The organism is Pseudomonas sp. MHK4, from assembly GCF_054600775.1.
Genome location: NZ_BAAIAK010000006.1, coordinates 302,375 through 325,737, shown reverse-complemented (window position 1 = coordinate 325,737; position 23,363 = coordinate 302,375). Strand labels below are relative to the sequence as shown.

20 protein-coding genes are annotated in these 23,363 nt (G+C 62.6%); 11 read left to right on the top strand and 9 right to left on the bottom strand.

Annotated elements, in window-relative coordinates; all coding sequences use genetic code 11:
• Positions 1-4 precede the first annotated feature (4 nt).
• Complete coding sequence (locus tag ACYP2Q_RS17945; RefSeq protein WP_459731735.1) at positions 5-1,375, bottom strand: cache domain-containing protein; 1,371 nt, start codon at positions 1,373-1,375, stop codon at positions 5-7.
• A gap of 296 nt (positions 1,376-1,671) precedes the next feature.
• Here ACYP2Q_RS17945 and ACYP2Q_RS17940 point away from each other — a divergent pair, with 296 nt between their 5' ends.
• From ACYP2Q_RS17940 to ACYP2Q_RS17930, 3 genes are all read left to right on the top strand, one after another.
• The gene (locus ACYP2Q_RS17940) at positions 1,672-3,729 is read left to right on the top strand and encodes a carbon starvation CstA family protein (RefSeq protein WP_459731734.1); all 2,058 of its coding nucleotides are present in this window, start codon (positions 1,672-1,674) and stop codon (positions 3,727-3,729) included.
• A gap of 2 nt (positions 3,730-3,731) precedes the next feature.
• Positions 3,732-3,929: a YbdD/YjiX family protein gene (locus ACYP2Q_RS17935; protein ID WP_034150399.1), complete on the top strand. Its 198-nt coding sequence runs from the start codon at positions 3,732-3,734 to the stop codon at positions 3,927-3,929.
• A 407-nt stretch (positions 3,930-4,336) separates the two neighbouring features.
• Complete coding sequence (locus ACYP2Q_RS17930) at positions 4,337-5,407, top strand: GGDEF domain-containing protein (RefSeq protein ID WP_459731733.1); 1,071 nt, start codon at positions 4,337-4,339, stop codon at positions 5,405-5,407.
• A 65-nt stretch (positions 5,408-5,472) separates the two neighbouring features.
• On the opposite strand, the gene ACYP2Q_RS17925 is transcribed toward ACYP2Q_RS17930, so the two are convergent.
• Positions 5,473-7,038, bottom strand: coding sequence for an aldehyde dehydrogenase (NADP(+)) (locus ACYP2Q_RS17925; protein ID WP_459731732.1), 1,566 nt, complete (start codon positions 7,036-7,038; stop codon positions 5,473-5,475).
• Positions 7,039-7,045: 7 nt separating this feature from the next.
• Positions 7,046-7,669 carry a cysteine hydrolase family protein gene (locus tag ACYP2Q_RS17920; protein WP_459731731.1) on the bottom strand — a complete coding sequence of 208 codons (624 nt, stop codon included), beginning with the start codon at positions 7,667-7,669 and terminating at the stop codon, positions 7,046-7,048.
• A 99-nt stretch (positions 7,670-7,768) separates the two neighbouring features.
• Between ACYP2Q_RS17920 and ACYP2Q_RS17915 the strand changes: the two genes are divergently transcribed.
• Positions 7,769-8,287, top strand: coding sequence for a winged helix-turn-helix transcriptional regulator (locus ACYP2Q_RS17915; protein WP_459731730.1), 519 nt, complete (start codon positions 7,769-7,771; stop codon positions 8,285-8,287).
• Positions 8,288-8,398: 111 nt separating this feature from the next.
• Positions 8,399-8,737 carry a hypothetical protein gene (locus tag ACYP2Q_RS17910; RefSeq protein WP_459731729.1) on the top strand — a complete coding sequence of 113 codons (339 nt, stop codon included), beginning with the start codon at positions 8,399-8,401 and terminating at the stop codon, positions 8,735-8,737.
• A 244-nt stretch (positions 8,738-8,981) separates the two neighbouring features.
• Here the strand turns inward: ACYP2Q_RS17910 and ACYP2Q_RS17905 are convergent, their stop codons facing one another.
• A complete protein-coding gene (locus ACYP2Q_RS17905) occupies positions 8,982-9,989 on the bottom strand; it encodes a LacI family DNA-binding transcriptional regulator (protein ID WP_459731728.1) in 1,008 nt (335 codons plus the stop codon).
• A gap of 190 nt (positions 9,990-10,179) precedes the next feature.
• On the opposite strand from ACYP2Q_RS17905, the gene ACYP2Q_RS17900 reads away from it, so the two are divergent.
• The 3 genes from ACYP2Q_RS17900 to ACYP2Q_RS17890 are packed head-to-tail and all read left to right on the top strand — an operon-like array spanning position 10,180 to position 13,714.
• Positions 10,180-11,346, top strand: a complete 1,167-nt coding sequence (locus ACYP2Q_RS17900; protein WP_459731727.1) for a Gfo/Idh/MocA family protein — start codon at positions 10,180-10,182, stop codon at positions 11,344-11,346.
• 38 nt (positions 11,347-11,384) lie between these two features.
• Positions 11,385-12,437 carry a sugar phosphate isomerase/epimerase family protein gene (locus ACYP2Q_RS17895; protein ID WP_459731795.1) on the top strand — a complete coding sequence of 351 codons (1,053 nt, stop codon included), beginning with the start codon at positions 11,385-11,387 and terminating at the stop codon, positions 12,435-12,437.
• A 44-nt stretch (positions 12,438-12,481) separates the two neighbouring features.
• Complete coding sequence (locus ACYP2Q_RS17890; protein WP_459731726.1) at positions 12,482-13,714, top strand: nucleoside permease; 1,233 nt, start codon at positions 12,482-12,484, stop codon at positions 13,712-13,714.
• A gap of 3 nt (positions 13,715-13,717) precedes the next feature.
• On the opposite strand, the gene ACYP2Q_RS17885 is transcribed toward ACYP2Q_RS17890, so the two are convergent.
• On the bottom strand, positions 13,718-14,275 hold the full coding sequence (locus ACYP2Q_RS17885) for a TetR/AcrR family transcriptional regulator (RefSeq protein WP_459731725.1): 558 nt from the start codon (positions 14,273-14,275) through the stop codon (positions 13,718-13,720).
• A gap of 173 nt (positions 14,276-14,448) precedes the next feature.
• Here ACYP2Q_RS17885 and mexE point away from each other — a divergent pair, with 173 nt between their 5' ends.
• Genes mexE through ACYP2Q_RS17870 form a run of 3 tightly spaced genes read left to right on the top strand, consistent with a single transcriptional unit; the run spans position 14,449 to position 20,315 of the window.
• Positions 14,449-15,708: a multidrug efflux RND transporter periplasmic adaptor subunit MexE gene (mexE, locus tag ACYP2Q_RS17880; RefSeq protein ID WP_459731724.1), complete on the top strand. Its 1,260-nt coding sequence runs from the start codon at positions 14,449-14,451 to the stop codon at positions 15,706-15,708.
• Between the two features lie 12 nt (positions 15,709-15,720).
• Complete coding sequence (locus ACYP2Q_RS17875; RefSeq protein WP_459731723.1) at positions 15,721-18,900, top strand: efflux RND transporter permease subunit; 3,180 nt, start codon at positions 15,721-15,723, stop codon at positions 18,898-18,900.
• A complete protein-coding gene (locus ACYP2Q_RS17870) occupies positions 18,897-20,315 on the top strand; it encodes an efflux transporter outer membrane subunit (protein ID WP_459731722.1) in 1,419 nt (472 codons plus the stop codon). Before ACYP2Q_RS17875 ends, ACYP2Q_RS17870 begins: the two co-directional genes overlap by 4 nt.
• Before the next feature lie 94 nt (positions 20,316-20,409).
• Here ACYP2Q_RS17870 and ACYP2Q_RS17865 read toward each other — a convergent pair whose 3' ends face one another.
• Genes ACYP2Q_RS17865 through ACYP2Q_RS17850 form a run of 4 tightly spaced genes read right to left on the bottom strand, consistent with a single transcriptional unit; the run spans position 20,410 to position 23,351 of the window.
• A complete protein-coding gene (locus tag ACYP2Q_RS17865; RefSeq protein ID WP_459731721.1) occupies positions 20,410-21,234 on the bottom strand; it encodes an SDR family NAD(P)-dependent oxidoreductase in 825 nt (274 codons plus the stop codon).
• Positions 21,235-21,265: 31 nt separating this feature from the next.
• The gene (locus ACYP2Q_RS17860) at positions 21,266-21,682 is read right to left on the bottom strand and encodes a MaoC family dehydratase (RefSeq protein ID WP_459731720.1); all 417 of its coding nucleotides are present in this window, start codon (positions 21,680-21,682) and stop codon (positions 21,266-21,268) included.
• A 14-nt stretch (positions 21,683-21,696) separates the two neighbouring features.
• Positions 21,697-22,137, bottom strand: coding sequence for a MaoC family dehydratase N-terminal domain-containing protein (locus tag ACYP2Q_RS17855; protein WP_459731719.1), 441 nt, complete (start codon positions 22,135-22,137; stop codon positions 21,697-21,699).
• Positions 22,138-22,166: 29 nt separating this feature from the next.
• On the bottom strand, positions 22,167-23,351 hold the full coding sequence (locus tag ACYP2Q_RS17850; protein WP_459731718.1) for a lipid-transfer protein: 1,185 nt from the start codon (positions 23,349-23,351) through the stop codon (positions 22,167-22,169).
• Between the last annotated feature and the right edge of the window lie 12 nt (positions 23,352-23,363).

Here is a 23,363-nt window from a genome sequence, read left to right as displayed (position 1 = left end):
AGGTTCACTCTTGTAGTTTTGCGCCAGGTTTCATCGGCAGCCGTACGTCCAGCTCGCTTCTGCCTGGCATCGAGATCAGATCGAAGCGCCCGCCAAAATGTTCGACGCGTTCGCGGATGTTACGCAAGCCAATGCCGGCCTGGCGACGTTCGACCTGGGCAACATTGAAGCCGATGCCGTCATCGACCAGCGTCAGCCGCACGGACTGTTCACAACCGCGCAGGCTGATGGACACGTTTTTCGCCTGGGCGTGACGTTCGATGTTGGTCAGGCCTTCCTGGACGATGCGAAACAGCGCAACAGCGGCACCGTCGACCAGTTGGCAGTCGAATTCATTTTCGTCGTAGGTCACGGTCAAGCCGCTGCGCTGTTCGAACTCGGCGGCCAGTTGGCCGATTGCTGCCGACAGGCCGAGGGTGTCGAGCAAGGATGAGCGCAAGTCGTGGGAGAGGCTACGCACTTCTCCGATGGCATCACCCAGGCGTGCGGTGGCATCTCGCAAAGCGCCCAGGCCCTTGTCCTGGTTTTGCCCGCTTTCCAGCAAGTGGCTGGCCAGTTCGAACTGGAACTTGATCGAGACCAGCACCTGGCTGATGCCGTCATGCAGCTCACGGGAGACCCGCGAGCGCTCTTCCTCCTGCAGGCTGACGATGCGCTGGGTCAGGCGCTGCAGTTTCTTGTCGGCCAGGCGATGCTCGCTGACGTTGAGGGTCATGCCGGTGGCGAAGACAAACAGCACCGCCACCAGCGCCACCACGGCAATCGCCATCATGGTCTTGCGGATGCCCTGGGCCACTTCGGCACGGGCCTGCTGGGTGGCGCGCTCGACATCTTCGAGGTAGATGCCGGTGCCGAGCATCCAGCCCCAGCGATCGAGCATCACTACGTAGGCGAGCTTGTCGGTGACCTGGCCGGAAGAGGGTTTGTTCCAGGCGTAGCGTTGGAAACCTTCGCCCGATTGCGCGCTCTTGAGCAGCGCCTGGATCACCGGCAGGCCGTGCGGGTCCTTCATGTCCCACAGGTATTGGCCCACCAGTTCCGACTGGCGCGCGTGCATCAGGCTGCGGCCTTCGTGGTCGTAGACGAAGAAATAGCCGTTGATGCCAAAGCTGAGCTTGCGCAGTTCTTCCAGCACCTGTTGCTGGGCGCGCTGATCGCCCTGGCCGTTGTCGTACAGCGGCTCGATCAGGCTTTTCGCCATTTCGACGTAGTTTTTCAGTTCCGCGCGCTTGCTCATCAGGATGCTGTCTTCGATCAGCTGCGCCTGTTGATCACCCAGTTGGCGGTTGAGGGAAATCACCAGGGCGCAAATGACGGCAATGGCCAGCACCAGCGGCAGAATGCCGAGGGCGACGATCTTGTGTTTGAGCTGCATGTTCACTCCTGCCCGCGCGAGGGGTGGGGATCATATGCCAAAGAGAGGCATTGTAGGAGCGAGCTTGCTCGCGATGGTATTTCAGGCGCTGAGTGGCGTCGGCTGTACCTTTTTCGCGAGCAAGCTCGCTCCTACAGGGGGAGGGGGTGCTCTACGTAGAACTACGTAGGCTCCGCGTACGTAGTAACGCGGATTTATTTGTGGACGCCATGCGCGGATATTGGGCCAGCTCCGCTCAGCGGACACAATTATAAAAATTACCGCCGCAGTCACGAGCTGTCGGCAGGAGACCCCCTATGCCCCGTCTGGCTAAACACCTCGCCTGGTTTGCCGTGGCTGTCCTGGGAGCGATTGCGCTGAGTGTCGTGGCCCTGCGCCGCGGCGAAGCGATAAACGCCCTGTGGATCGTCGTCGCAGCCGTCGCCATCTACCTCGTTGCCTACCGTTATTACAGCCTGTTCATCGCCAATAAAGTGATGCAACTGGACCCCAATCGTGCCACGCCCGCTGTGCTCAACAATGATGGCCTGGACTACGTGCCTACCAACAAACACGTGCTCTTCGGTCACCACTTCGCGGCCATCGCCGGCGCGGGGCCGCTGGTCGGGCCGGTGCTGGCGGCGCAGATGGGCTACCTGCCCGGCACGCTGTGGCTGATTGCCGGCGTGGTGCTGGCCGGTGCGGTTCAGGACTTCATGGTCCTGTTCATGTCCACCCGCCGCAACGGTCGTTCGCTGGGCGACATGGTCCGCGAAGAGATGGGCCGCATCCCCGGCACCATCGCGCTGTTCGGCTGCTTCCTGATCATGATCATCATCCTCGCGGTGCTGGCGCTGATCGTGGTCAAGGCCTTGGCCGATAGCCCATGGGGCATGTTCACGGTAATGGCGACCATTCCGATCGCGATGTTCATGGGCATCTACATGCGCTACATCCGCCCGGGTCGCATCGGTGAGATTTCCGTGATTGGCGTGCTGTTGCTGCTGGGGTCGATCTGGCTGGGTGGGCAGATCGCTGCTGATCCAGTGTGGGCCAAGGCCTTTACCTTTACCGGTATCCAGATCACCTGGATGCTGATCGGTTACGGTTTTGTCGCGGCGGTGTTGCCGGTGTGGCTGATCCTTGCCCCGCGTGATTACCTCTCTACGTTCCTGAAAATCGGCACCATCGTCGCCCTGGCCATCGGCATCCTGGTGACCATGCCCGAGCTGAAAATGCCGGCGCTGACCCAGTTCATCGATGGTACCGGTCCGGTGTGGAAGGGCGGTCTGTTCCCGTTCCTGTTCATCACCATCGCCTGTGGCGCGGTATCGGGTTTCCACGCACTGATCGCTTCCGGCACCACGCCGAAGCTGCTCGCCAGTGAAGGTCACGCCCGTTACATCGGTTACGGCGGCATGCTGATGGAGTCCTTCGTGGCCATCATGGCCATGGTCGCCGCGTCGGTGATCGATCCGGGCGTGTACTTCGCCATGAACAGCCCGGCTGCCGTGGTCGGTGCCGACGCGGTTGCCGTGGCGCAAACCGTCAGCAGCTGGGGCTTTGCAATCACCCCGGAGGCGCTGCAGGCGGTGGCCCACGACATCGGTGAAACCACCATCCTGGCCCGTGCCGGCGGTGCGCCGACCCTGGCGGTCGGTATCGCACAGATCCTGCACCAGCTACTGCCAGGTGAAAACACCATGGCGTTCTGGTACCACTTCGCGATCCTGTTCGAAGCGCTGTTCATCCTGACCGCGGTGGACGCTGGCACCCGTGCCGGACGTTTCATGCTGCAGGACTTGCTCGGCTCGTTCGTGCCATCGCTCAAGCGCACCGAATCCTGGACCGCCAACCTGATCGCCACCGCCGGTTGCGTGGCGATGTGGGGTTACCTGTTGTACCAGGGCGTGATCGATCCGCTGGGTGGCATCAATACCTTGTGGCCACTGTTCGGCATCTCCAACCAGATGCTCGCCGGTATCGCGCTGATGCTCGGCACGGTGGTGCTGATCAAGATGAAACGCCAGCGTTATGTCTGGGTCACCTTGCTGCCTGCGGTGTGGCTGCTGATCTGCACCACCACCGCTGGTTTCATCAAGCTGTTCGACGCCAACCCGGCGATCGGCTTCCTGGCCCTGGCAAAAAAATACAGCGATGCCCTGGCCAACGGCCAGATCCTCGCCCCAGCCAAGGACATCACGCAGATGCAACACGTGATTTTCAACGCCTACACCAATGCGACGTTGACCGCGCTGTTCCTGTTCGTGGTGTTCAGCATCCTGTTCTTCGCGCTCAAGGTCGGCATCGCCGCCTGGGGTACCCATGAACGTACGGACAAGGAAGCGCCGTTCCATGCGCTGCCGAAAGCCTGATCATGTTCAATGACCTGAGTCGCCTCGGTAAATACCTCGGTCAGGCCGCGCGCCTGATGGTGGGAATGCCGGACTACGACAACTACGTCGAGCACATGCAGACCAAGCATCCGGACAAACCGCTGATGGACTACGAGGCGTTCTTTCGGGAACGCCAGGAGGCTCGTTACGGTAGCAAGGCTGGGCCGAAGTGTTGTTGAACTGAAGCCGGTTGACGTATCACCACTGTAGGAGCCGGCTTGCTGGCGATGGCGATCTTCCGGACGCCTTCGCCGGCAAGTCGGGCTCTTACAGGGGAACGCATACCACCAAAAAACGAGGCCGAGCCTTAGCTCGCCTCGTTTTTGCTTTTGCTTTTCCCGCCCATCGCGGCGGGCCCTCTGTAGGAGCGAGCTTGCTCGCGAAAAACCTGAGAGCACCGCGTGGTGTCTGGGACCCCGCGTCATCGTTGACCTCCATCGCGAGCAAGCTTGCTCCTACAGTGGATCGGGTAAAGCCGCGAGAAATGGGGCGGTTGTCAGGTCATTGCGGGGATAGCCGTTTATCAGGCGTATCGGTATGCTCAGCGCACTCCCGAATGCCAACGATAAACAACCACAGTGACGTTATGAGCTCATCAGAACCGCGTGCGAATGTTCTAGCGCTGTATCCGGAAGACTCCCGCGAAGCGGCGGCTTTGCTCAAGCAGGCCGTGCCGCTGATGGTTCGCCATAACATCCCGCCCAATCCCGTGCACTACGCCCTCTGGTACACCTACAGCAAGGGCCTGGACCCGGAACTCAATCGTCACCTCGACCGGGTGGTCCGGGACTTCGACGGATGCCCGCCAGAGTCGGCAACCCGCCTGTTTCGCCAGTACATCATCCGTGACGAGCTTGAAGATGCCCGTGCCGAACAGCATCAGGTCATCAGCCTGGTCGATGGCATGGAGCGCGACGTCTCGCAAAGCGTGGAGGGCAGCCTCAACTTCCAGAACCGTCTGGGGCAGTGCCTGGAAATGCTCGACGAACCGGCCAGCGACCGTCTGCCGGGCATCCTGAGTGAGCTGCAGCAGAGCACCCGGCTGATGCAGAGCCAGCAGGAGCACTTCCTCGCGCAGTTGCATTCGGCCCAGGACGAAATCAAGACCCTGCGCGACAAGCTTCAGCGCGCCCAACTGGCCGCGACCCTCGATGGCCTGACCGAACTGCTCAACCGCACGGCGTTCACCCGCCTGCTTGAACAGGCGCTGGGCAAGGTCTCCCGTGGGGTGGCCCTGTTGATGCTGGATATCGACCACTTCAAGCAATTCAATGATCAATACGGTCACCCGCTCGGCGACCGGGTCTTGCAGTATGTCGCCCAGGTATTGCGTGGCGCGTTGCCAGCCAATGCGTTCGCGGCGCGTTATGGCGGCGAAGAGTTCTGTGTGGTCCTGCCCGATTGCGCCGACCTGGGCAGTGCCTGTGCCTTCGCCGAACATCTGCGCCTGAAGGTCCAGTCCTTGCGGATCAAGGCGCGCAGTACCGACACCGTGCTGGACACCGTGACCGCGTCGTTCGGCGTCGCCCTGGCACAGCCCGGTGACAATTTGGAAAGCTTGCTGACCCGCGCCGATGACGGGTTGTACCAGGCCAAGCGCAACGGGCGTAACCAGGTGTTTGCCTTGCAAGAAGGGGCGGCGACTACCTTATCCTGACGTGCCCCTGATGACCTGTGGGAGCAGGCCCGCACACATTTAGATTTTGCCAGGCGCGAAACTGCTTATTGACCCTCCACGCTGCGCGGTACGCCGAGCGGGTTGCCCTCGCGCAGTGCCTCGGGCAGCAGCGCATCGGGAAAGCCCTGGTAGCACACCGGCCGCAGGAAGCGCTCGATGGAACTCATGCCCACCGAAGTGAAGCGGCTATCCGACGACGCTGGAAACGGCCCGCCATGCACGCTGGCAAACGACACCTCCTGCGGATGGGCGAAAGCGTTGACGACGATTCGCCCGGTGCGCCGCTCCAGGATCGGCAGCAAGCGACGGGCCAGTCCCAGGTCCGCGTCTTCCAGATGCATGGCAGCACTGAGCTGACCGCGCAGCGCACGGGCGACCGCGAGCATTTGCGCCTCATCCTCGACCTTCACCAACAGCGCTGCCGGCCCGAACACTTCCTGGGCAAGGCCTGTTTCGCTGAGAAAGCGCTGGCCGTCGACCTCAAGCAAGGCGGACTGGCCGTCCAGATCCGCCATGGCGGCCAGACCTTCGGCAACTGGCCTCGCACCGGCGCCCTGCAGTTTGTCGAGACCGCTCAGGTAAGCCCCATGGATGCCCGGCGTCAACATCGGCCGTGCCGGTGCCGCCGCCACGCGGTTGATCATGGCTGTACGCAGGGGCTCGAAGCCGGGCCCGGCGATGGCGATCAGGATCGCCGGCTTGAGACAGGCCTGCCCGACATTGACCAGCATGCGCTCGATGAAACCGTCGCCGATCTGCGCGCCACGCTCGGCCAGTGCCTGAGGCAGGATGAAGGTGGGGTTGACGCTGGCCATCTCGGTGAATACCGGGATCGGCTCAGGGCGTAGCTGCGCCCGGCGATACAGGGCCATGCCGCCCTGTTCGGAGCCGGTGAAGGTCACCGCCTTGATCAACGGATGGTCGACCAGGGCTTCGCCGATCGCGTTGCCGGCGCCGCGCACCATCGAGAACACGCCGGCGGGCAAGCCGCTGTCCTGCACGGCCTTGCGGATGGCCCGGGCCTGGATTTCCGAGGCCCCCGGGTGGGCGTTGTGGGCCTTGACGATCACCGTCGCGCCGGCCGCCAGCGCCGCGGCCGTGTCGCCGCCGGCCACCGAGTAGCTGATGGGGAAATTGCTGGCGCCAAATACCGCCACCGGGCCGAGGGCGATTTTTTGCAGGCGATGATCCATGCGCGGGCGTGGCTGGCGCTCAGGCTGGGCCGGATCGATGGCCGCCTGGAGGAAGCGCCCCCGGCGCACGACCTCGGCGAATTGGCGGAACTGGGTGGCGGCCTTGGCCGCTTCGCCCAGCAATTGTGCTTCGGGCAGGCCGGTTTCCAGGGCGGCCCGCGCGGCGAGCGGCTGGGCGACGGCCTGCAGGTTGTCGGCGATGCGCTCCAGCAAGGCCGAACGCTCGGCGAGCGAGGTGTGGCTGTAGTGGTCGAACGCGGCGTCGGCGAGGTACGCCGCCAGGTCCACTTCGACGGCGCCACCGAAGGCAAAATCCGGCTCGATCAGTTGATGGGTGGCGGGGTTCAGCGCTTTCATCGTCCCTTCGCTGGCAGGGACTTCGTTGGCGCCGATCAACAGGTTTCCAGTCAGTTTCATGGTGTGCTCACGGCTTGAGGGTGGCGATCAGTTGCTCGGTGGTGACAATCGAATGGGCGAAGGTCGGGCCGTTCAGTTCATGGGCGGCGTGCATCATTTCCGGCTTGAAAGCGGCGGTGGCGTCGCGCACCAGGGTGACGTGGTAGCCCAGTTCCTGGGCGTAGCGGGCGGTGGCTTCGATGCAGGTGTTGGCCAGCAGGCCGACGATGATCACGTGGGTAATGCCTTTCTGCTTCAGGCGAAAATCCAGGTCAGTGTTAGCAAAGCCGCTCGAACCCCAATGCTCCTGGACGACGATGTCGCCGGGCTGGGGCGCGAAATCGGGATGCCATTCGCCGCCCCATTTGCCGCGGGCGAAGTGGTGCATGTGCTGGATCTTGCATTGGGTGGGGCTGGGGTGATCCCAGTTTTCGTAGTCGCCTTGTTCCCAGCGCCGGTGCGGTACGATGAACACCGGTATGTCCAAGGCGCGGACGGTACGGTCGAGGGTGCGCAGGTTGTCGAGCAGGCCGACTTGCCGGGCGATCGGCTCGAGCAGCGGGAAAATCTTGCCGCCTTCGGACAGGAAGTCGTTGTAGGGATCGACCAGCAGGTAGGCGGTTCGATCCAGCGGGTAGGGGGTGTTGGACATGACCAATGCTCCAGGAAAATGGGCGGATCGCTGCCATGGGCTTGTCTTGGCAGCATGTAGATATGATAATCATAGTTACTTGGAAAGAGGCAAGCCCGTATGGCGTTAAAAAAGACTAGTCCTGAAACCTTGTGTCCGATTGCCCGGGCCGAAGACGTGGTCGGCGATCGCTGGACCGTGCTGGTGTTGCGCGAGTTGTTCATGCGCAATCATCGCTACGATGAGATCCAGGCGCAGACCGGCGGCACCCCGCAGATGGTGGCGACGCGCCTGAAAAGCCTGGAGGCGGACGGCATGGTCGAGCGCCGCGCCTATAACGAGCGGCCGCCGCGCTACGAGTACCACCTCACGGCGAAGGGGCAGGCGTTCTACTCGGTGGTGCTGGCGTTGCGTGCCTGGGGTGAAACCTGGTGCAAGTCGCCGCAAGAGGGCCTGGCCGTGCGCTACACCCACCAGCGCTGCGGGCAGCCCGCGGGGCTCGGGCCGTTGTGCGAGCATTGTGGCGAACTGTTGCGCCGTGACGAGTTGAGCAGCGAGCCGAGCGTGGCCTATGCCCTGGAGCGCCAGGAACGGCGCGAGGCATTCAAGCGCGGGCCGGCGGTCAAATCCGCCAAGTGAAGACGGCGACTATTCGTTGCACTGATAGTCACAATCATTCATCACAAGTTCTGTTGCTGCCGGCAAACAGGGAACATGCCGAGCATTGAAAACGCTTTGCGGAATCCTGTGATGAAGATGCTGACTCGACTGGCGCTGTTCGCCCCCTTGCTGCTGGCCGGGTGTGCCTCGGCACCCAATGACCCGACGCTGACCCTGCAGACGAAAAAGGCACCGGCGGACTACGCCCAGTGTGTCCTTCCGAAACTGCAGGACGACGCGCTGAGCGCCACCCTCTCGCAAACCCAGCGCAGCTACCGGATCGTGGTTTCGAGCAAGGTCGCCGCCGACGATGTGCTCGAAGCCTACAAGGCCTCGAACGGCGGCAAGGTGTTCCTGTACGAACGCACCTTGCTGGCCTCGACGTTCGGGCCATCGCGCCTCGAACGTGCGGCCCAGGAATGCCTTTAACAAAGCCTGCGCAGGCCCCCTCCATTGATCTTCAGTGAACTCAAAAACCAGGAACAAAGCAGATCCACTGTGAGCGAGCTTGCTCGCGATAAGGCCGGTACATTCAGCATGGAAGTCGACTGAGCCACCGCCATCGCGAGCAGGCTCGCTCCCACAGTTTTATCTTCAGTGAACACGAAATAGATGGTCGACACAGACCCTCTTGTGGGAGTGGCCTGCTGGCGAAAGCGGTGTCAGTGGTCTTCTAATTTGTCTGTTGCGCCACCGCCGTACTACCGCGCAGCGTCAGTTCGAACGGCAACACCACATGCCGCTGTACCAGCGGTTTCTTTTCGATCAGCGCAATCAACATCTCGACGGCTTTCTGGCCGAAGACTTCGGCGGGTTGCGCGATGGTCGTCAACGGTGGGTCGCAGTACTTTGCGAAGGGAATGTCGTCAAAACCCACCAGCGAAATGTCCTCGGGCACCCGCAAGCCCTGTTGCTTGATGCGTTTCAACGCGCCGATGGCCATTTCATCGTTTTCGCAGAACAGTGCAGTGGGACGCTCGGGCAGGTCCAGCATGGCGGCGGCGCCGACATCACCGGCCTTCAGACTGAAATCACCATGGCAGATCAGCGCCGGGTCGCAATCAATACCGGCCTGACGCAAGGCATCCTGATAACCGGCCACACGATCGCGGGTCAGCGGGCTGCTTTTGGGGCCCTTGATCAGGCCGATCCGGCGGTGGCCCAGTTCGATCAGGTGTTCGGTCATGGCCTTGGCGGCCGCGCGATTGTCCAGGCTGATGGTCGGATGACGGCCGCCCTGGATCACCTCGCACGCGTTGACGATGGGTGGCAGCTCGGTGTTGGGGAAGGGCGCCTCGAACGGGTCGTACGCGCGCAACTGGATCACGCCGTCGGCCTGGTGGTTGTACACCAGCTCGGCGAATTCCCGTTCGATCTCTTCTCGGCCCTGGGTGTCGCACAGCAGCAGCCGATAGTTGGCCGCCTGGGCCGCCTGTTGCGCGCCGCTGATGACCCGGGCGAAAAAAGTGTTGGCGATGGCCGGCACCAGGATCACCAGGTTGCCGGTGCGGCGCGAGCGGAACTGCACCGCCATCAGGTTCGGCCTGTAGCCGGCCTGTTCCACCGCCGCGTTGACCTTGTCCCGCGTCTGGGGGAGCACACGCTCAGGCGATTTCAGGGTTCTGGACACCGTGGCCACCGAGACGCCAGCCAGCCGGGCTACTTCACGGATATTGGACAAGATCACCTCGTTATCGAACCGCGCGGGCGGCGAGCTTAACCCAGTTAGTCCTGCGCTGAAATGTTCATGGATTCTAATACCGGGTTTGACAGGCATCGAAACTGAGCCTAAATTTCCGCCACGATGTAACCGGTTACATCATGCCCGGGATTTTAGTCTGATAAGCCCGCTTCAAACAGAGAACATTGCGATGAACGCTGCAGTACCAAAAATAAGAATGGGATTTGTCGGGGGCGGCGAGGGCGCATTCATTGCTCAAGCCCACCGCCAGGCCGCCGGCCTTGATGGCCGTTTTGAACTGGTGTGCGGCGCGTTCAGTCGTGATGCACAGAATAATCGGAACACTGGCGCAGCATTGGGCCTGACGGCCGCGCGCTGCTACAGCGACTGGCAGCAGATGCTCGAGGCCGAGCGCGCTTTGCCCGCCGGGCAGCGCATGGAGCTGCTGGTAATCGTCACCCCCAACCACCTGCACGCCCCGGTTGCCAGCCAGGCGTTGAGCGCAGGTTTTCATGTGTTCAGTGAAAAGCCAGCGGCGCTGAACCTCGCCGAACTGCTCGCACTCAGGGACGTGATCGAACGCAGTGGCTGCCTATACGGCCTGGCCCATACGTACCTGGGCTATCCCATGGTCTGGCAGGCGCGCGAAATGGTGCGCAGCGGCGTGATCGGTGCGGTGCGCAAGGTCATTGTCGAATACCCCCAGGGCTGGCTCAGCCAGGATGTGGCGGGGCAGGGCAACAAGCAGGCGCAATGGCGTGACAGCCCTGAGCAGTCCGGTTTGGGCGGCTGCATCGGTGATATCGGCACCCATGCCTTTTCCCTGGCCGAGTTTGTCGCGGATCAACCGATCGAGCACCTGTGCGCGATGTTGGGCGTGCACATCGCGGGCCGTCAGTTGGACGATGACGCATCGATGTTGTTCAAGATGGTCGGCGGCGCCAGCGGCGTGTTGATCGCCAGTCAGGTCTGCGCCGGTGAAGAAAACCCGCTGAAAATCCGCGTCTACGGCGACAAGGGCGCTCTGGAGTGGCGGCAGGAAGAACCCGCGAGCCTGGTCCACCGTGCCCTTGATCAACCCATGCGCATCCTGCGCTCCGGTGTCGGCCAGCCGTGGCTGTGCGAAGCCGCCAGCCAGCGCATGCGTTTGCCGGCCGGGCATCCCGAAGGCTATCTCGAGGCCATGGCCAATCTCTACGGCGATTTTGCCCGCGCCATCCGTGGCGGGGTGACGGGGCACGATGCTCCCGGGGTGCCGGGGATCGACATCGGCCTGCGCGGCATGGCGTTCATCGAAACCGTGATCGCCAACCATCGTGGCGACGCCAAGTGGACCGAACTGGTCTGCACCCCATGACTCTGGAGACTTCCATGACCGACCTGACTACAACCGGCATGCGTGGCCCGGGGATTTTCCTCGCGCAGTTCATGTCCGCCCAAGCACCCTTCGATAGCCTGGCCAACATCGCCCACTGGGCAGCATCCCAGGGTTACAAGGGCATCCAGTTGCCGACCTTGGGCACGCAGTTCATCGACCTTGCGCGCGCCGCCGAAGACCAGGATTACTGCGATGAACTGAAAGCGGTCTGTGCCCGGGCAGGCGTCGAAATCAGTGAACTGTCGACCCATCTGCAAGGCCAACTGGTGGCGGTGCATCCGGCGTTCGACAGTCTGTTCGACGACTTCGCACCGGCACACCTGCGCGGCCAACCCCAGGCCCGTACCGACTGGGCCATCGACCAATTGAAGCTCGCCGCACGCGCCAGTCAGCGCTTGGGCCTCAAAGCCCACGCGACCTTTTCCGGCGCGCTGCTCTGGCCCTACCTCTACCCATGGCCGCAGCGCCCGAGTGGCCTGGTCGAGCAAGGTTTTGCCGAACTGGCCAGGCGCTGGTTGCCGATCCTGGATTGTTTCGAAGCGGCCGGCGTCGACCTGTGCTACGAGATCCACCCCGGCGAAGACCTGCACGACGGCGCTTCCTTCGAGCGCTTCCTGGAGGCGGTCGATCACCATCCCCGTGCGGCGATCCTGTATGACCCGAGCCACCTGCTGCTGCAGCAAATGGACTACCTGGGCTTCATCGATCGCTACCACGAGCGCATCCGCATGTTCCACGTCAAGGACGCCGAGTTCCGGCCCGATGCCCGTTCCGGTGTCTACGGAGGTTATCAGGGCTGGGTCGAGCGGCCGGGGCGATTCCGCTCATTGGGCGATGGCCAGATCGACTTCAAATCGATCTTCAGCAAACTGACCCAATACGACTTCGCCGGGTGGGCCGTGCTGGAGTGGGAATGCTGCCTGAAGGACTCCGCCCAGGGCGCCGCAGAAGGGGCGGCGTTCATCGAGCGACACATGATCAGCAAGACTCAAAAAGCCTTCGACGATTTCGCCAGCGTGTCGTCCGACGCCGCTTTCAATCGACGATTGTTGGGGCTACCCGACGCCTGAACCCACTTCTCTCGCACCAAAACAACAATAAAACGGTGACTGTCATGACCACGATGACCGCGCGACTGAGCGCAATGATGTTCCTGCAGTTCTTTATCTGGGGTGGCTGGTTCGTCACCCTCGGTACCTTTCTCACCAACAGTCTGGGCGCCACTGGCGGGCAGATCGGCATGGCGTTCTCGACCCAGTCATGGGGGGCGATCATCGCGCCGTTCGTGATCGGTTTGATCGCCGACCGCTTCTTCAACGCCGAGCGCATTCTCGCCGTGTTGCACCTGGTCGGCGCGGTGTTGCTGTATCAGCTGTATCGCGCGCCGGACTTCAGCACCTTCTATCCATTCGTGCTGGTCTACATGATGATCTACATGCCGACCCTGGCCCTGGTCAATTCCGTCGCGTTCCGCCAGATGAGCGACCCGGCGCTGGAGTTTTCGCGCATTCGCGTGTGGGGCACGATCGGCTGGATCGTCGCCGGCGTGGTGATCAGCTTCGTGTTTGCCTGGGACTCACGAGCGGCGATTTCGTCGGGCGGGTTGCGCAATACCTTCCTGATGTCGGCGGTTGCGTCACTGCTGCTGGGTCTCTACAGCTTCACCTTGCCGCGCACTGCACCGCTCAAAGGCGAATCGAGCGGCGGCCTCAAGCAGATGCTCGGGCTGGATGCCCTGGGGTTGCTCAAGGATCGCAGTTATCTGGTGTTCTTCATCGCCTCCATCCTGATCTGCATTCCGCTGGCGTTCTACTACCAGAATGCCAACCCGTTCCTGGCGGAAATCGGTGTGACCAACCCCACGGCGAAAATGGCCATCGGGCAAGTTTCCGAAGTGCTGTTCATGCTGCTTCTGCCGCTGTTCATCCAGCGCTTCGGGATCAAGCTTGCGCTGCTGGTGGGGATGCTTGCCTGGGCCTTGCGCTATCTGTTGTTCGCCTACGGCAACAACGGCGACCTGGCTTTCATGCTGTTCACCGGCATCGCCTTGCACGGCATCTGCTATGACTTCTTCTTCGTTTCCGGACAGATCTACACCGACGCCAAGGCATCGGAGCGCTTCAGGAGTTCCGCCCAGGGCTTGATCACCCTGGCGACCTACGGCCTGGGCATGCTGATCGGCTTCTGGGTGGCGGGGCAGGTGACCGACCACTACGCTGCGACGGCGGGCGACCATGACTGGAAAAGCATCTGGCTGTTCCCGGCCGGGTTTGCCCTGGCAATCTTTTTCTGTTTTTCCCTGGCGTTCAAGGGACGACAGGCGGTGGCGGTGCAAACCACGGTTTGACCCCTACAATGACCCCGGCCATGCATCGATCACCGAGGTCAGGAATTGCTGGGACAGCTGCGGTTTATCCAAGGCCCGCGCGACGAGCATGGCACCGGCAATAGAGGCAATCACCCGCAACGCTTCCTGGTGTTTTGCTTCCTGGCTTGCGCCTTCCACCAGTGGCATCAGTATCTCGATCAAGCGTTCGATGCCCTTGGTGAAGGACTGGCTGACCGCGCCGCCGGTACGCGCGACGTCGGTTGCCAGGGCGGGAATCGGGCAGCCCTCGGTCCAGTTGTCCAAGTGCTTCTGGGTCAGATAACCCTGGACCAGCTCAGGAATCGATTTGGCGTTTTGCCATTGTCGGATGTTGGTCTCGAATGTCCTGCTGACGGCTTCGCAAGCCAGCTGTTCCTTGCCGCCTGGAAACTGGCCGTAGAACCCGCCGTGGGTCAGCCCGACCGAACGGGACAGTTCACCGATGCCGATCCCGTCGATCCCTTTCTCGCGGTACAGCCGGGAGGCGGCTGTGAGGATCGCTTCCTTGTTGGCCGCGGCCTTGTCTTTCGTCACTTTCATGGGGTGCTCCTGTGGCCGGTGTGAATGGCACTTGGCAAGTCGTCACTGAGAGGCTAGTAATTATGATAGTCATCATATATTGTTGGCGCAAATGTGTGAGGGCCAAATCCCTTTTTTTTGCCCTTATACATGATGACTATCATCAATGCCGATCACCGTCAGGCGGACACCCCATGGAACAGTCACTCAAACCTCTGCGTTATCCAATTGCCGCCTTGGCACTCACGATGCTTGCCGCTTGCGATCGGGCACCCGATGTAGTCAAGGTAGCGGGGGCGCCTCACGTGACTGTGGCCAAGGTCATCGAGCAGCCGATCACCGAGTGGGATGAAGTGACCGCACGACTGCAAGCCCCGGAAACCGTCGAGGTCCGTCCACGGGTGTCAGGGCAGATCGAGCGCGTGGCGTTCACCGATGGTGCGCTGGTCAACAAAGGTGACCTGCTGTTCCAGATCGATCCGCGGCCCTTCGAGCACGAGGTCGAGCGTTTCCAGGCCCAGTTGCAACAAGCCCGGGCGACGCTGCTGCGCACCGCCAATGAAGCGCAGCGCGGGCAGCGTTTGCTCGGCAGCAATGCCATTTCCGCCGAACTGGCCGACACCCGCACAACCACCGCGCAAGAGGCCAAGGCTGGTGTCGATGCGATTCAGGCGCAGCTCGATCTGGCGCGGCTGAACCTGAGCTTCACCCGCGTCACCGCGCCGATCAGCGGCCGTGTCAGCCGCGCTGAAATTACCGCCGGCAACATCGTCACCGCCGACACCACGCCGCTCACCAGCGTGGTCTCCACCGACAAGGTCTATGCCTACTTCGATGCCGACGAGCGCCTGTTCCTCAAGTACGGCCAGCTCTCCCGCCAGGGCCAGCGTGGCCAGAGCACGCCGGTGTACATGGGCCTGTCGAACGAAGAGGGCAACGATCACCTGGGGCAGATGAACTTCATCGACAACCAGGTCAATCCCAAGACCGGCACCATCCGCGGTCGCGCGGTGTTCGACAATGCCGACGGCCAATACACGCCAGGGTTGTACGCCCGGCTGAAACTGGTGGGCAGCGCCGCCTATGCCGGCCTGCTGATCAAGGACGAGGCGGTGGGTACCGACCTTGGCAAGAAGTTCGTGCTGGTCATCGATCAGGACAACAAGGCGGTGTACCGCAGCGTTGACCTGGGCCCCAAGCTTGAAGGCCTGCGCATCGTGCGCAGCGGGTTGCACAAAGATGACCGGATCGTCATCAACGGCCTGCAGCGGGTCCGTCCCGGTGCCGTGGTCGCCCCGCAGGACGCGCCCATGGCCGACCCGCAAACGGTGGCGACACTGACCCGCCAACGCCAGGCCGTCGAGGCGGCCAATCAACCTGCAAGCCCATCCTCCGCCTCCGTCAAAGCACCGGCCCTGGTGAAAACGGATGCGGTTGTCAGCCCGCGCGGATAAGGGAGCACCGACATGAAATTCTCACAGTTCTTCATCACGCGGCCGATCTTCGCCGCTGTGCTGTCGCTGCTGATCCTGATCGCGGGCGCCCTCTCGCTGTTCCAGCTGCCGATCAGCGAATACCCTGAAGTGGTGCCGCCGACCGTGGTGGTCCACGCCAACTACCCGGGGGCCAATCCCAAGGTCATCGGCGAAACCGTGGCGGCCCCGTTGGAGCAAGCCATCACCGGCGTCGAGAACATGCTGTACATGTCCTCGCAGTCGACGGCGGACGGACGCTTGACGCTGACCGTGACCTTCGCCCTGGGCACCGACCTGGATAACGCCCAGGTCCAGGTGCAGAACCGCGTGACCCGCACCGAGCCGAAATTGCCGGAAGAAGTGACGCGCATCGGCATCACCGTGGACAAGGCCTCGCCGGAATTGACCTTGCTGGTGCACCTGGTGTCGCCGGACAAACGCTACGACATGCTGTACCTGTCCAATTACGCGATCCTCAACGTCAAGGATGAGTTGTCGCGCCTGGACGGCATCGGTGACGTGAAGATGTTCGGTATCGGTGACTACTCCCTGCGTATCTGGCTCGATCCGGACAAGACCGCCTCGCGCAACTTGACCGCCACTGATGTGGTCAACGCGGTGCGCGAGCAGAACCGCCAGGTGGCAGCCGGTGCGCTGGGTTCGCCGCCGGCGCCGAATGCCACCAGTTTCCAGATGTCGATCAATTCCCAAGGCCGGTTGGTCACCGAGCAAGAGTTCGAAAACGTGATCATCCGCAGTGGTCCGAACGGCGAGATCACCCGCCTCAAGGACATTGCCCGGGTCGAGCTGGGGTCCAACCAATACGCCTTGCGGGCCTTGCTCAACAACCAGGAAGCGGTGGCCATGCCGATCTTCCAGCGCCCGGGTTCCAATGCCATCGACATCTCCGATCAGGTGCGGGCGAAGATGGCCGAGCTGAAGAAAAACTTCCCGCAAGGCATGGACTACGAGATCGTCTACGACCCGACCATTTTCGTGCGCAGCTCGATCGAGGCGGTGGTCCACACCCTGTTCGAAGCCCTGGTCCTGGTGGTGCTGGTGGTCATCCTGTTCCTGCAGACCTGGCGCGCCTCGATCATTCCACTGGTGGCTGTACCGGTGTCGCTGATCGGCACCTTTGCCGTGATGCACCTGCTCGGGTTCTCGCTCAACGCGCTGTCGCTGTTCGGCCTGGTGCTGGCCATCGGCATCGTGGTCGATGACGCGATCGTGGTGGTGGAGAACGTCGAGCGCAATATTGAATCGGGCCTGGAGCCGGTCGAGGCCACCAAGAAAGCCATGGGCGAGGTGACCGGTCCAATCATCGCCACGGCGCTGGTGTTGTGCGCGGTGTTCGTGCCGGCGGCGTTCATTTCCGGCCTCACCGGGCAGTTCTATAAACAATTCGCCCTGACCATCGCCATCTCCACGGTGATCTCGGCCTTCAACTCCCTGACCTTGTCGCCAGCGCTGGCGGCGGTGCTGCTCAAGGCCCACGGCGCGCCGAAAGACCGCTTCTCGAAAGTGCTGGATCGAATGCTGGGCGGTTGGCTGTTCAAACCCTTCAACCGCTTTTTCGACAAGGCCAGCCATGGATACGTGGTTGCCGTGGCCAGGATCATTCGTGGCAGCAGCGTGGCCTTGCTGGTGTACGCCGGCCTCATCGCCATGACCTACATGGGCTTCAGCACCACGCCGACCGGCTTCGTACCGACCCAGGACAAGAAGTACCTGGTGACCTTTGCCCAGTTGCCGGATGCGGCGAGCCTGGATCGTACCGAATCGGTGATCCGCCGCATGAGCACCATCGCCATGAACGAGCCGGGGTTCGACAGTGCCGTGGCTTTTCCGGGACTGTCGATCAACGGTTTCACCAACAGCCCGAACGCCGGTATCGCCTTCATCGGCTTGCGCCCGTTCGATGAGCGCAAAGACCCGGGCTTGTCCGCCGGGGCGATTTCCGCGTCGCTCAACGCCAAGTTCGGCGACATCCAGGACGCCTACATCGCCGTATTCCCTCCACCACCTGTACAAGGCCTGGGCACCATCGGGGGTTTCCGCCTGCAGATCGAGGACCGCGGCAACCTGGGGTATGACGAGCTGTACAAAGAGACCATGAATATCATCGCCAAGAGCCGTAGCATCCCGGAACTGGCCAACCTGTTCACCAGCTACACGGTCAACGTGCCGCAAGTCGAAGCGGCCATCGACCGGGAGAAGGCGAAGACTCACGGCGTGAAGATCAACGATATCTTCGACACCTTGCAGGTGTACCTGGGCTCGCTGTACGCCAACGACTTCAACCGTTTTGGCCGCACCTACCAGGTCAATGTGCAGGCCGAGCAACAGTTCCGCCAGGAGCCGGAGCAGATCGGCCAGTTGAAGGTGCGCAACGATCGCGGCGAAATGGTTCCGCTGGCGACTTTCGTCAAGGTCAGCCCGACGTCGGGGCCTGACCGGGTCTCGCACTACAACGGTTTCGTCACCGCGGAAATCAACGGCAGTGCTGCCCCCGGCTACAGCTCCGGCCAGGCCCAGAAAGCCATCGAGAAACTGCTCAAGGAAGAACTGCCCAACGGCATGACCTACGAGTGGACCGACCTGACCTACCAACAGATCCTGTCCGGCAACACCGCGCTGCTGGTATTCCCGCTTTGCGTGCTGCTGGCGTTCCTGGTGCTGGCCGCCCTGTATGAAAGCTGGAGCCTGCCGCTGGCGGTGATCCTGATCGTGCCGATGACCCTGCTGTCGGCGATTGCCGGGGTGATCATTTCCCGGGGCGATAACAACATCTTCACCCAGATCGGCCTGATCGTCCTGGTGGGCCTGGCATGTAAGAACGCGATCCTGATCGTCGAGTTCGCCAAGGACCGGCAGGCCCAGGGCCTGTCGCCGCTGGACGCCGTGCTCGACGCGTGCCGCATGCGTCTGCGGCCGATCCTCATGACCTCGTTCGCATTCATCATGGGCGTTGTGCCGCTGGTGACCTCCACCGGTGCCGGTTCGGAAATGCGCCGGGCCATGGGCGTCGCGGTGTTCTCCGGGATGCTCGGGGTGACCTTCTTCGGCCTGCTGCTGACACCGGTGTTCTTTGTCCTGATACGCCGCTACATCGAACGCAAGCAAACGCGCAAACATGCCAATGCGCTGAACCTGGAGGTGCAACCATGAAAGCCCTGAAGTTGTTTTTGCCGAGTCTCCTGGTGACGGCACTGGCGGCGTGCACGGTCGGGCCGGACTACAAGACCCCCGACACCCCGCAAGCGGTCAGCGTCTATGCCAAAGCGGCCAACTACGATCAGGCGCGTTTCGAGCGCCTGTGGTGGCAGCAGTTCGACGACCCCACGCTGAACCAGCTGGTGAGCAAGTCCCTGGAAGGTAACCGCGACCTGCGCGTGGCGTTTGCCCGCTGGAAGGCGGCCCGGGCCATTCGTGACGACGTCAGCAACGACAACCTGCCGGTGGTCACCAGCCGCGTCAGCAGTGAGCAAGGGCGCGCGCAGGTGCCGGGGCAGACCGAGCACCGGGTCAATCTGGAGCGCTACGACCTGGGGCTGGACATGGCCTGGGAGATCGACGTGTTCGGGCGCATCCAGCGTCAGCTCGAATCGAGCGACGCGCGGGAAGACGCTGCCGCGGCGGATCTCTATCAGCTGCGGGTGTCGATGATCGCCGAGCTGGTGGACGCCTACGGGCAACTGCGCGGCGCGCAACTGCGGGAAAAAATCGCCCTGGCCAACCTGAAGAACCAGAGCGATTCGCGCAGCGTCACCATAAGCCTGCGCGATGCCGGGGTCGGCAACGAACTCGACGTGGTGCGCGCCGATGCGCGCCTGGCCGCGGTGGAGGCGAGCGTGCCGCAACTGCAAGCGGAGCAGGTCCGGCAGAAAAATCGCATCGCCACCTTGCTCGGTGAACGCCCGGACCAACTGAGCGTGTCACTGAGCCCGGCAGACCTGCCGGCCATTGCCAAGGCGCTGCCGATCGGCGACCCCGGCGAGTTGCTGCAGCGGCGTCCGGATGTGCTGGCGGCCGAGCGCAGGCTGGCGTCGGCGACGGCGGATGTCGGCGTGGCCACCGCCGACCTGTTTCCACGGGTCAGCCTCAGCGGCTTCCTGGGCTTCACCGCCGGGCGCGGTTCGCAAATCGGCTCCAGCGCCGCCCGCGCCTGGAGCCTGGGCCCGAGCATCACCTGGGCGGCCTTTGACCTGGGCAGCGTACGTGCGCGCATCCGCGGCGCGAATGCCGACGCCGAAGGCGCCCTGGCCACCTTTGAGCAGCAAGTGCTGCTGGCGCTGGAAGAATCGGAGAACGCCTTCAGCGACTATGGCAAACGCCAACAGCGGCTGCTCTCGCTAATCAAGCAAAGTGAGTCGAGCCGCGCGGCGGCCAGTCTGGCCGCAGTCCAGTACAAGGAAGGCTCTGTCGATTACCTGGTGCTGCTCGATGCCGAGCGCGAGCGCTTGAATGCAGAGGATGCCCAGGCCCAGGGTGAGGTCGATCAGTATCGGGGGATCGTGGCAATCTACAAGGCACTGGGAGGCGGGTGGGACAGTGGCGGCAACAAGCTGGCCGCGATGAACTGATGCCAGATATTCACTTTGCCCTTTCAGCGAGGCGACCTACGAGCCGACCTGATCTGTAGGAGCGGCAGCTCCTACAGGGGAGGGTGTCAGGCGTTTATTGCAGGTTGCCGGCCACGGCGATGGTCTGCGCCGTGATGTAGTTCGACTCCGGCGAGCAGAACAGGTACACCGCATCCGCCGCTTCCTGCACAGTGCCCGGGCGGCCCAGCGGGTTGCGCTGGGCGAACGACTTGGCGGCTTCCGGACTGATGCCGACGCGGATGTCACGGCCTTCGATGTTCACGGTGGCGCCGGCATGGGCGTCAGCCTTGGTCATGCGGGTTTCGATGAAGCCGAAGGCCACCGCGTTGACGTTGACCTTGAAGCGCCCCCATTCACGCGCCAGCGCGCGGGTCATGCCGATCACACCGGCCTTGGCCGAGGAATAGTTCATCTGCCCGGCGTTGCCATTGAGCGCCGAGACCGAGGAAATGTTCACCACTTTGCGGAACACTTCGCGCTCTGCCACCGCATCGGCCTGGGCCTGGGCCTTGATGATCGGGTAGGCGGCACGCAGGATGCGGAAGGGCGCGGTCATGTGGCAGTCGAGGATCGCGTACCACTGCTCGTCGCTCATTTTCTGGATCACGTCGTCCCAGGTGTAGCCGGCGTTGTTGACGATGATGTCGATGCTGCCGAAGTTGTCCATCGCGGTCTTGATGTAGCGGTCCCCGAAGTCCGGGGCGCTGACGTTGCCGTGGCAGACAGCGGCTTCACCGCCCATCTTGCGAATCAGTTCTGCCGTCTCATGGGCCGGGTCGGCGTCCAGGTCGTTGATTACGATGCGCGCGCCTTCGCTCGCCAGTTTCAGGGCGATCTGTTGACCGATGCCACGGCCGGAACCGGTGACCAGTGCGACTTTGCCGTCGAGTTTTGCCATGGGGTGTTGCTCCTCAGTTATCAGTTTTTGTTTACAGAGCGATCACGGCGTCGCCAACGATCTTGGTCTCGCCGTATTGATTGGTGGTGCGCACTTCGACCTTGATCCGTTGCTCGCCATCGACTTCGAAGCGGTCGATCACAGCACCGCTGCAGGTAATTTGGTGGCCCAGGTGGGTGATGCCGAGAAAACGCACGCCGAACTCGCGCAACTGGCGCTGATCGACCCACTGGGTCAGCAGGCGAGCGAGGTAGGCCATCGACAACATGCCGTGGGCGAACACGTCGGGCATGCCGGCGCGGCGGGCGTAATCGGTGTCGATATGGATGGCGTTGTGGTCTCCCGACGCACCGGCGAACAGCGCCAGGGTGGTGCGGTTGATCGGCGGCAGGACCAGTGGCGGCAAGGTGTCGCCGACGTTGATTTTTTCCAGGCTTATGGCGTTCATCAGGGTTCTCCGCTTCAGCTGTTGCGCTGCACGAGCACGCTGCGCAGGTCCGCGACGTGCTCACCGTGCTGATTGGTGACTCGGGTTTCGCGCACCACGAACTCCAGCGCGCCGGCTTTCTTGTCGTAGATGTCGGCGATGCGCACATCGAAGCGCAGCGTGTCGCCGGCATAGGCCATGCGGTGATAACGGAACGACTCTTCGCCGTGCAGGATGCGCGCGGTGACGATGCCCAGTTCGTCACGCCAGGCATTGGACGGGATCTGGAACTCCAGCGAGAACAGAAAAGTTGGCGGCAACGGCAGGTTGGGGTGACCGGCATCGCGCGCTGCCTGTTCGTCGATGTAGATCGGGTTGGTTTCCCCGGTGGCCTTGGCGAAGAAGCGCAGTTGCCCGGCTTCGGCGTTGACGAGGAAGGTGGGCAATTGCTTGCCGATGTGTTTTTTATCGATCATCTGAATGACTCCCTGGATCGCTGGCCGTTTCAGTTTTTCTGGTACACGGTGACGACGCAGGCGCCGCCCAGGCCGAGGTTGTGTTGCACGGCGATGCGCGCGTTCTGCACCTGGCGCTGCTCGGCGGTACCACGCAACTGGTGGGTCAGCTCATAGCACTGCGCAAGGCCGGTGGCGCCCAGCGGGTGGCCCTTGGAGAGCAGGCCGCCGGAAGGGTTGGTCACCCACTCGCCGCCGTAAGTGTTGTCGCCGTCGTTGACCAAACGCTCGCCACCGCCTTCCTCGCACAAACCCAGGCCTTCGTAGGTCAGCAGTTCGTTCTGGGCGAAGCAGTCGTGCAACTCGATCACGTCGATGTCTTGCGGGCCGATGCCGGCCTGGTTGTAGGCGATATCTGCTGCCATGCGCGTCATGTCGAAACCGACCACGCGGATCATGTCCCTGGCGTCATAAGTGCTCGGCAGGTCGGTGGTCAGCGCCTGGCCGGCCATCAACACGTCGGTGCGCAGGCCATGTTTTTTCGCGAACGCTTCAGAGACTACGATGCTGGCGGCGGCGCCACAGGTCGGCGGGCAAGCCATCAGGCGGGTGAGCACGCCTTCCCACAACATTGGCGCGGCCAGGACTTCTTCGGTACTGACCACGTTGCGGAACACCGCCAGAGGGTTGTTGGCGGCGTGGCGGCTGGCCTTGGCGCGGATCTTGGCGAAGGTCTCAAGCTGCGTGCCGTACTTCTGCATGTGCGCGTAGCCGGCGCCGGCGAACTGGCGGATGGCGGTCGGCAGGTCGGGCATGCCGACCAGTTCGTTGGTCAACTTGAGCGCGCGTTCGGTGGCCGGCGCGCGGTCGGTCCAGGCGGATTTCAGCGCGCCCGGATTCATCTGTTCAAAGCCGAACGCCAGGGCGCAATCCACCGCGCCACTGGCCACGGCCTGGCGGGCCAGGAACAATGCGCTGGAACCGGTGGCGCAGTTGTTGTTGACGTTGATCAGCGGGATGCCGGTCATGCCCACGCGATACAGGGCTTTCTGGCCGCAGGTGGAGTCGCCGTAGACGTAGCCGGCATAGGCCTGCTGGATGTCGCGAAAGTCCAGGCCACAATCGGCCAGGGCCAGGCGAATCGCCTGTTCGCCCATGACATCGTAGGGCTCGTTGGTCCCCGGTTTCTTGAACTGGATCATGCCGACGCCAGCCACGAAGACTTTTTGGCTCATCGTTGTTTTCCT

Bases quoted from the DNA above. Each gene is read 5' to 3' on its own strand.
- ACYP2Q_RS17895 (WP_459731795.1), top strand. From the start codon at position 11,385: ATGCGTGGCCCGGGGATTTTCCTCGCGCAGTTCATGTCCGCCCAAGCA.
- mexE (WP_459731724.1), top strand. From the start codon at position 14,449: ATGGAACAGTCACTCAAACCTCTGCGTTATCCAATTGCCGCCTTGGCA.
- ACYP2Q_RS17945 (WP_459731735.1), bottom strand. From the start codon at position 1,375: ATGCAGCTCAAACACAAGATCGTCGCCCTCGGCATTCTGCCGCTGGTG.
- ACYP2Q_RS17935 (WP_034150399.1), top strand. From the start codon at position 3,732: ATGTTCAATGACCTGAGTCGCCTCGGTAAATACCTCGGTCAGGCCGCG.
- ACYP2Q_RS17930 (WP_459731733.1), top strand. From the start codon at position 4,337: ATGAGCTCATCAGAACCGCGTGCGAATGTTCTAGCGCTGTATCCGGAA.
- ACYP2Q_RS17885 (WP_459731725.1), bottom strand. From the start codon at position 14,275: ATGAAAGTGACGAAAGACAAGGCCGCGGCCAACAAGGAAGCGATCCTC.
- ACYP2Q_RS17920 (WP_459731731.1), bottom strand. From the start codon at position 7,669: ATGTCCAACACCCCCTACCCGCTGGATCGAACCGCCTACCTGCTGGTC.
- ACYP2Q_RS17875 (WP_459731723.1), top strand. From the start codon at position 15,721: ATGAAATTCTCACAGTTCTTCATCACGCGGCCGATCTTCGCCGCTGTG.
- ACYP2Q_RS17940 (WP_459731734.1), top strand. From the start codon at position 1,672: ATGCCCCGTCTGGCTAAACACCTCGCCTGGTTTGCCGTGGCTGTCCTG.
- ACYP2Q_RS17915 (WP_459731730.1), top strand. From the start codon at position 7,769: ATGGCGTTAAAAAAGACTAGTCCTGAAACCTTGTGTCCGATTGCCCGG.
- ACYP2Q_RS17900 (WP_459731727.1), top strand. From the start codon at position 10,180: ATGAACGCTGCAGTACCAAAAATAAGAATGGGATTTGTCGGGGGCGGC.
- ACYP2Q_RS17870 (WP_459731722.1), top strand. From the start codon at position 18,897: ATGAAAGCCCTGAAGTTGTTTTTGCCGAGTCTCCTGGTGACGGCACTG.
- ACYP2Q_RS17855 (WP_459731719.1), bottom strand. From the start codon at position 22,137: ATGATCGATAAAAAACACATCGGCAAGCAATTGCCCACCTTCCTCGTC.
- ACYP2Q_RS17850 (WP_459731718.1), bottom strand. From the start codon at position 23,351: ATGAGCCAAAAAGTCTTCGTGGCTGGCGTCGGCATGATCCAGTTCAAG.
- ACYP2Q_RS17865 (WP_459731721.1), bottom strand. From the start codon at position 21,234: ATGGCAAAACTCGACGGCAAAGTCGCACTGGTCACCGGTTCCGGCCGT.
- ACYP2Q_RS17890 (WP_459731726.1), top strand. From the start codon at position 12,482: ATGACCACGATGACCGCGCGACTGAGCGCAATGATGTTCCTGCAGTTC.
- ACYP2Q_RS17860 (WP_459731720.1), bottom strand. From the start codon at position 21,682: ATGAACGCCATAAGCCTGGAAAAAATCAACGTCGGCGACACCTTGCCG.
- ACYP2Q_RS17925 (WP_459731732.1), bottom strand. From the start codon at position 7,038: ATGAAACTGACTGGAAACCTGTTGATCGGCGCCAACGAAGTCCCTGCC.
- ACYP2Q_RS17910 (WP_459731729.1), top strand. From the start codon at position 8,399: ATGAAGATGCTGACTCGACTGGCGCTGTTCGCCCCCTTGCTGCTGGCC.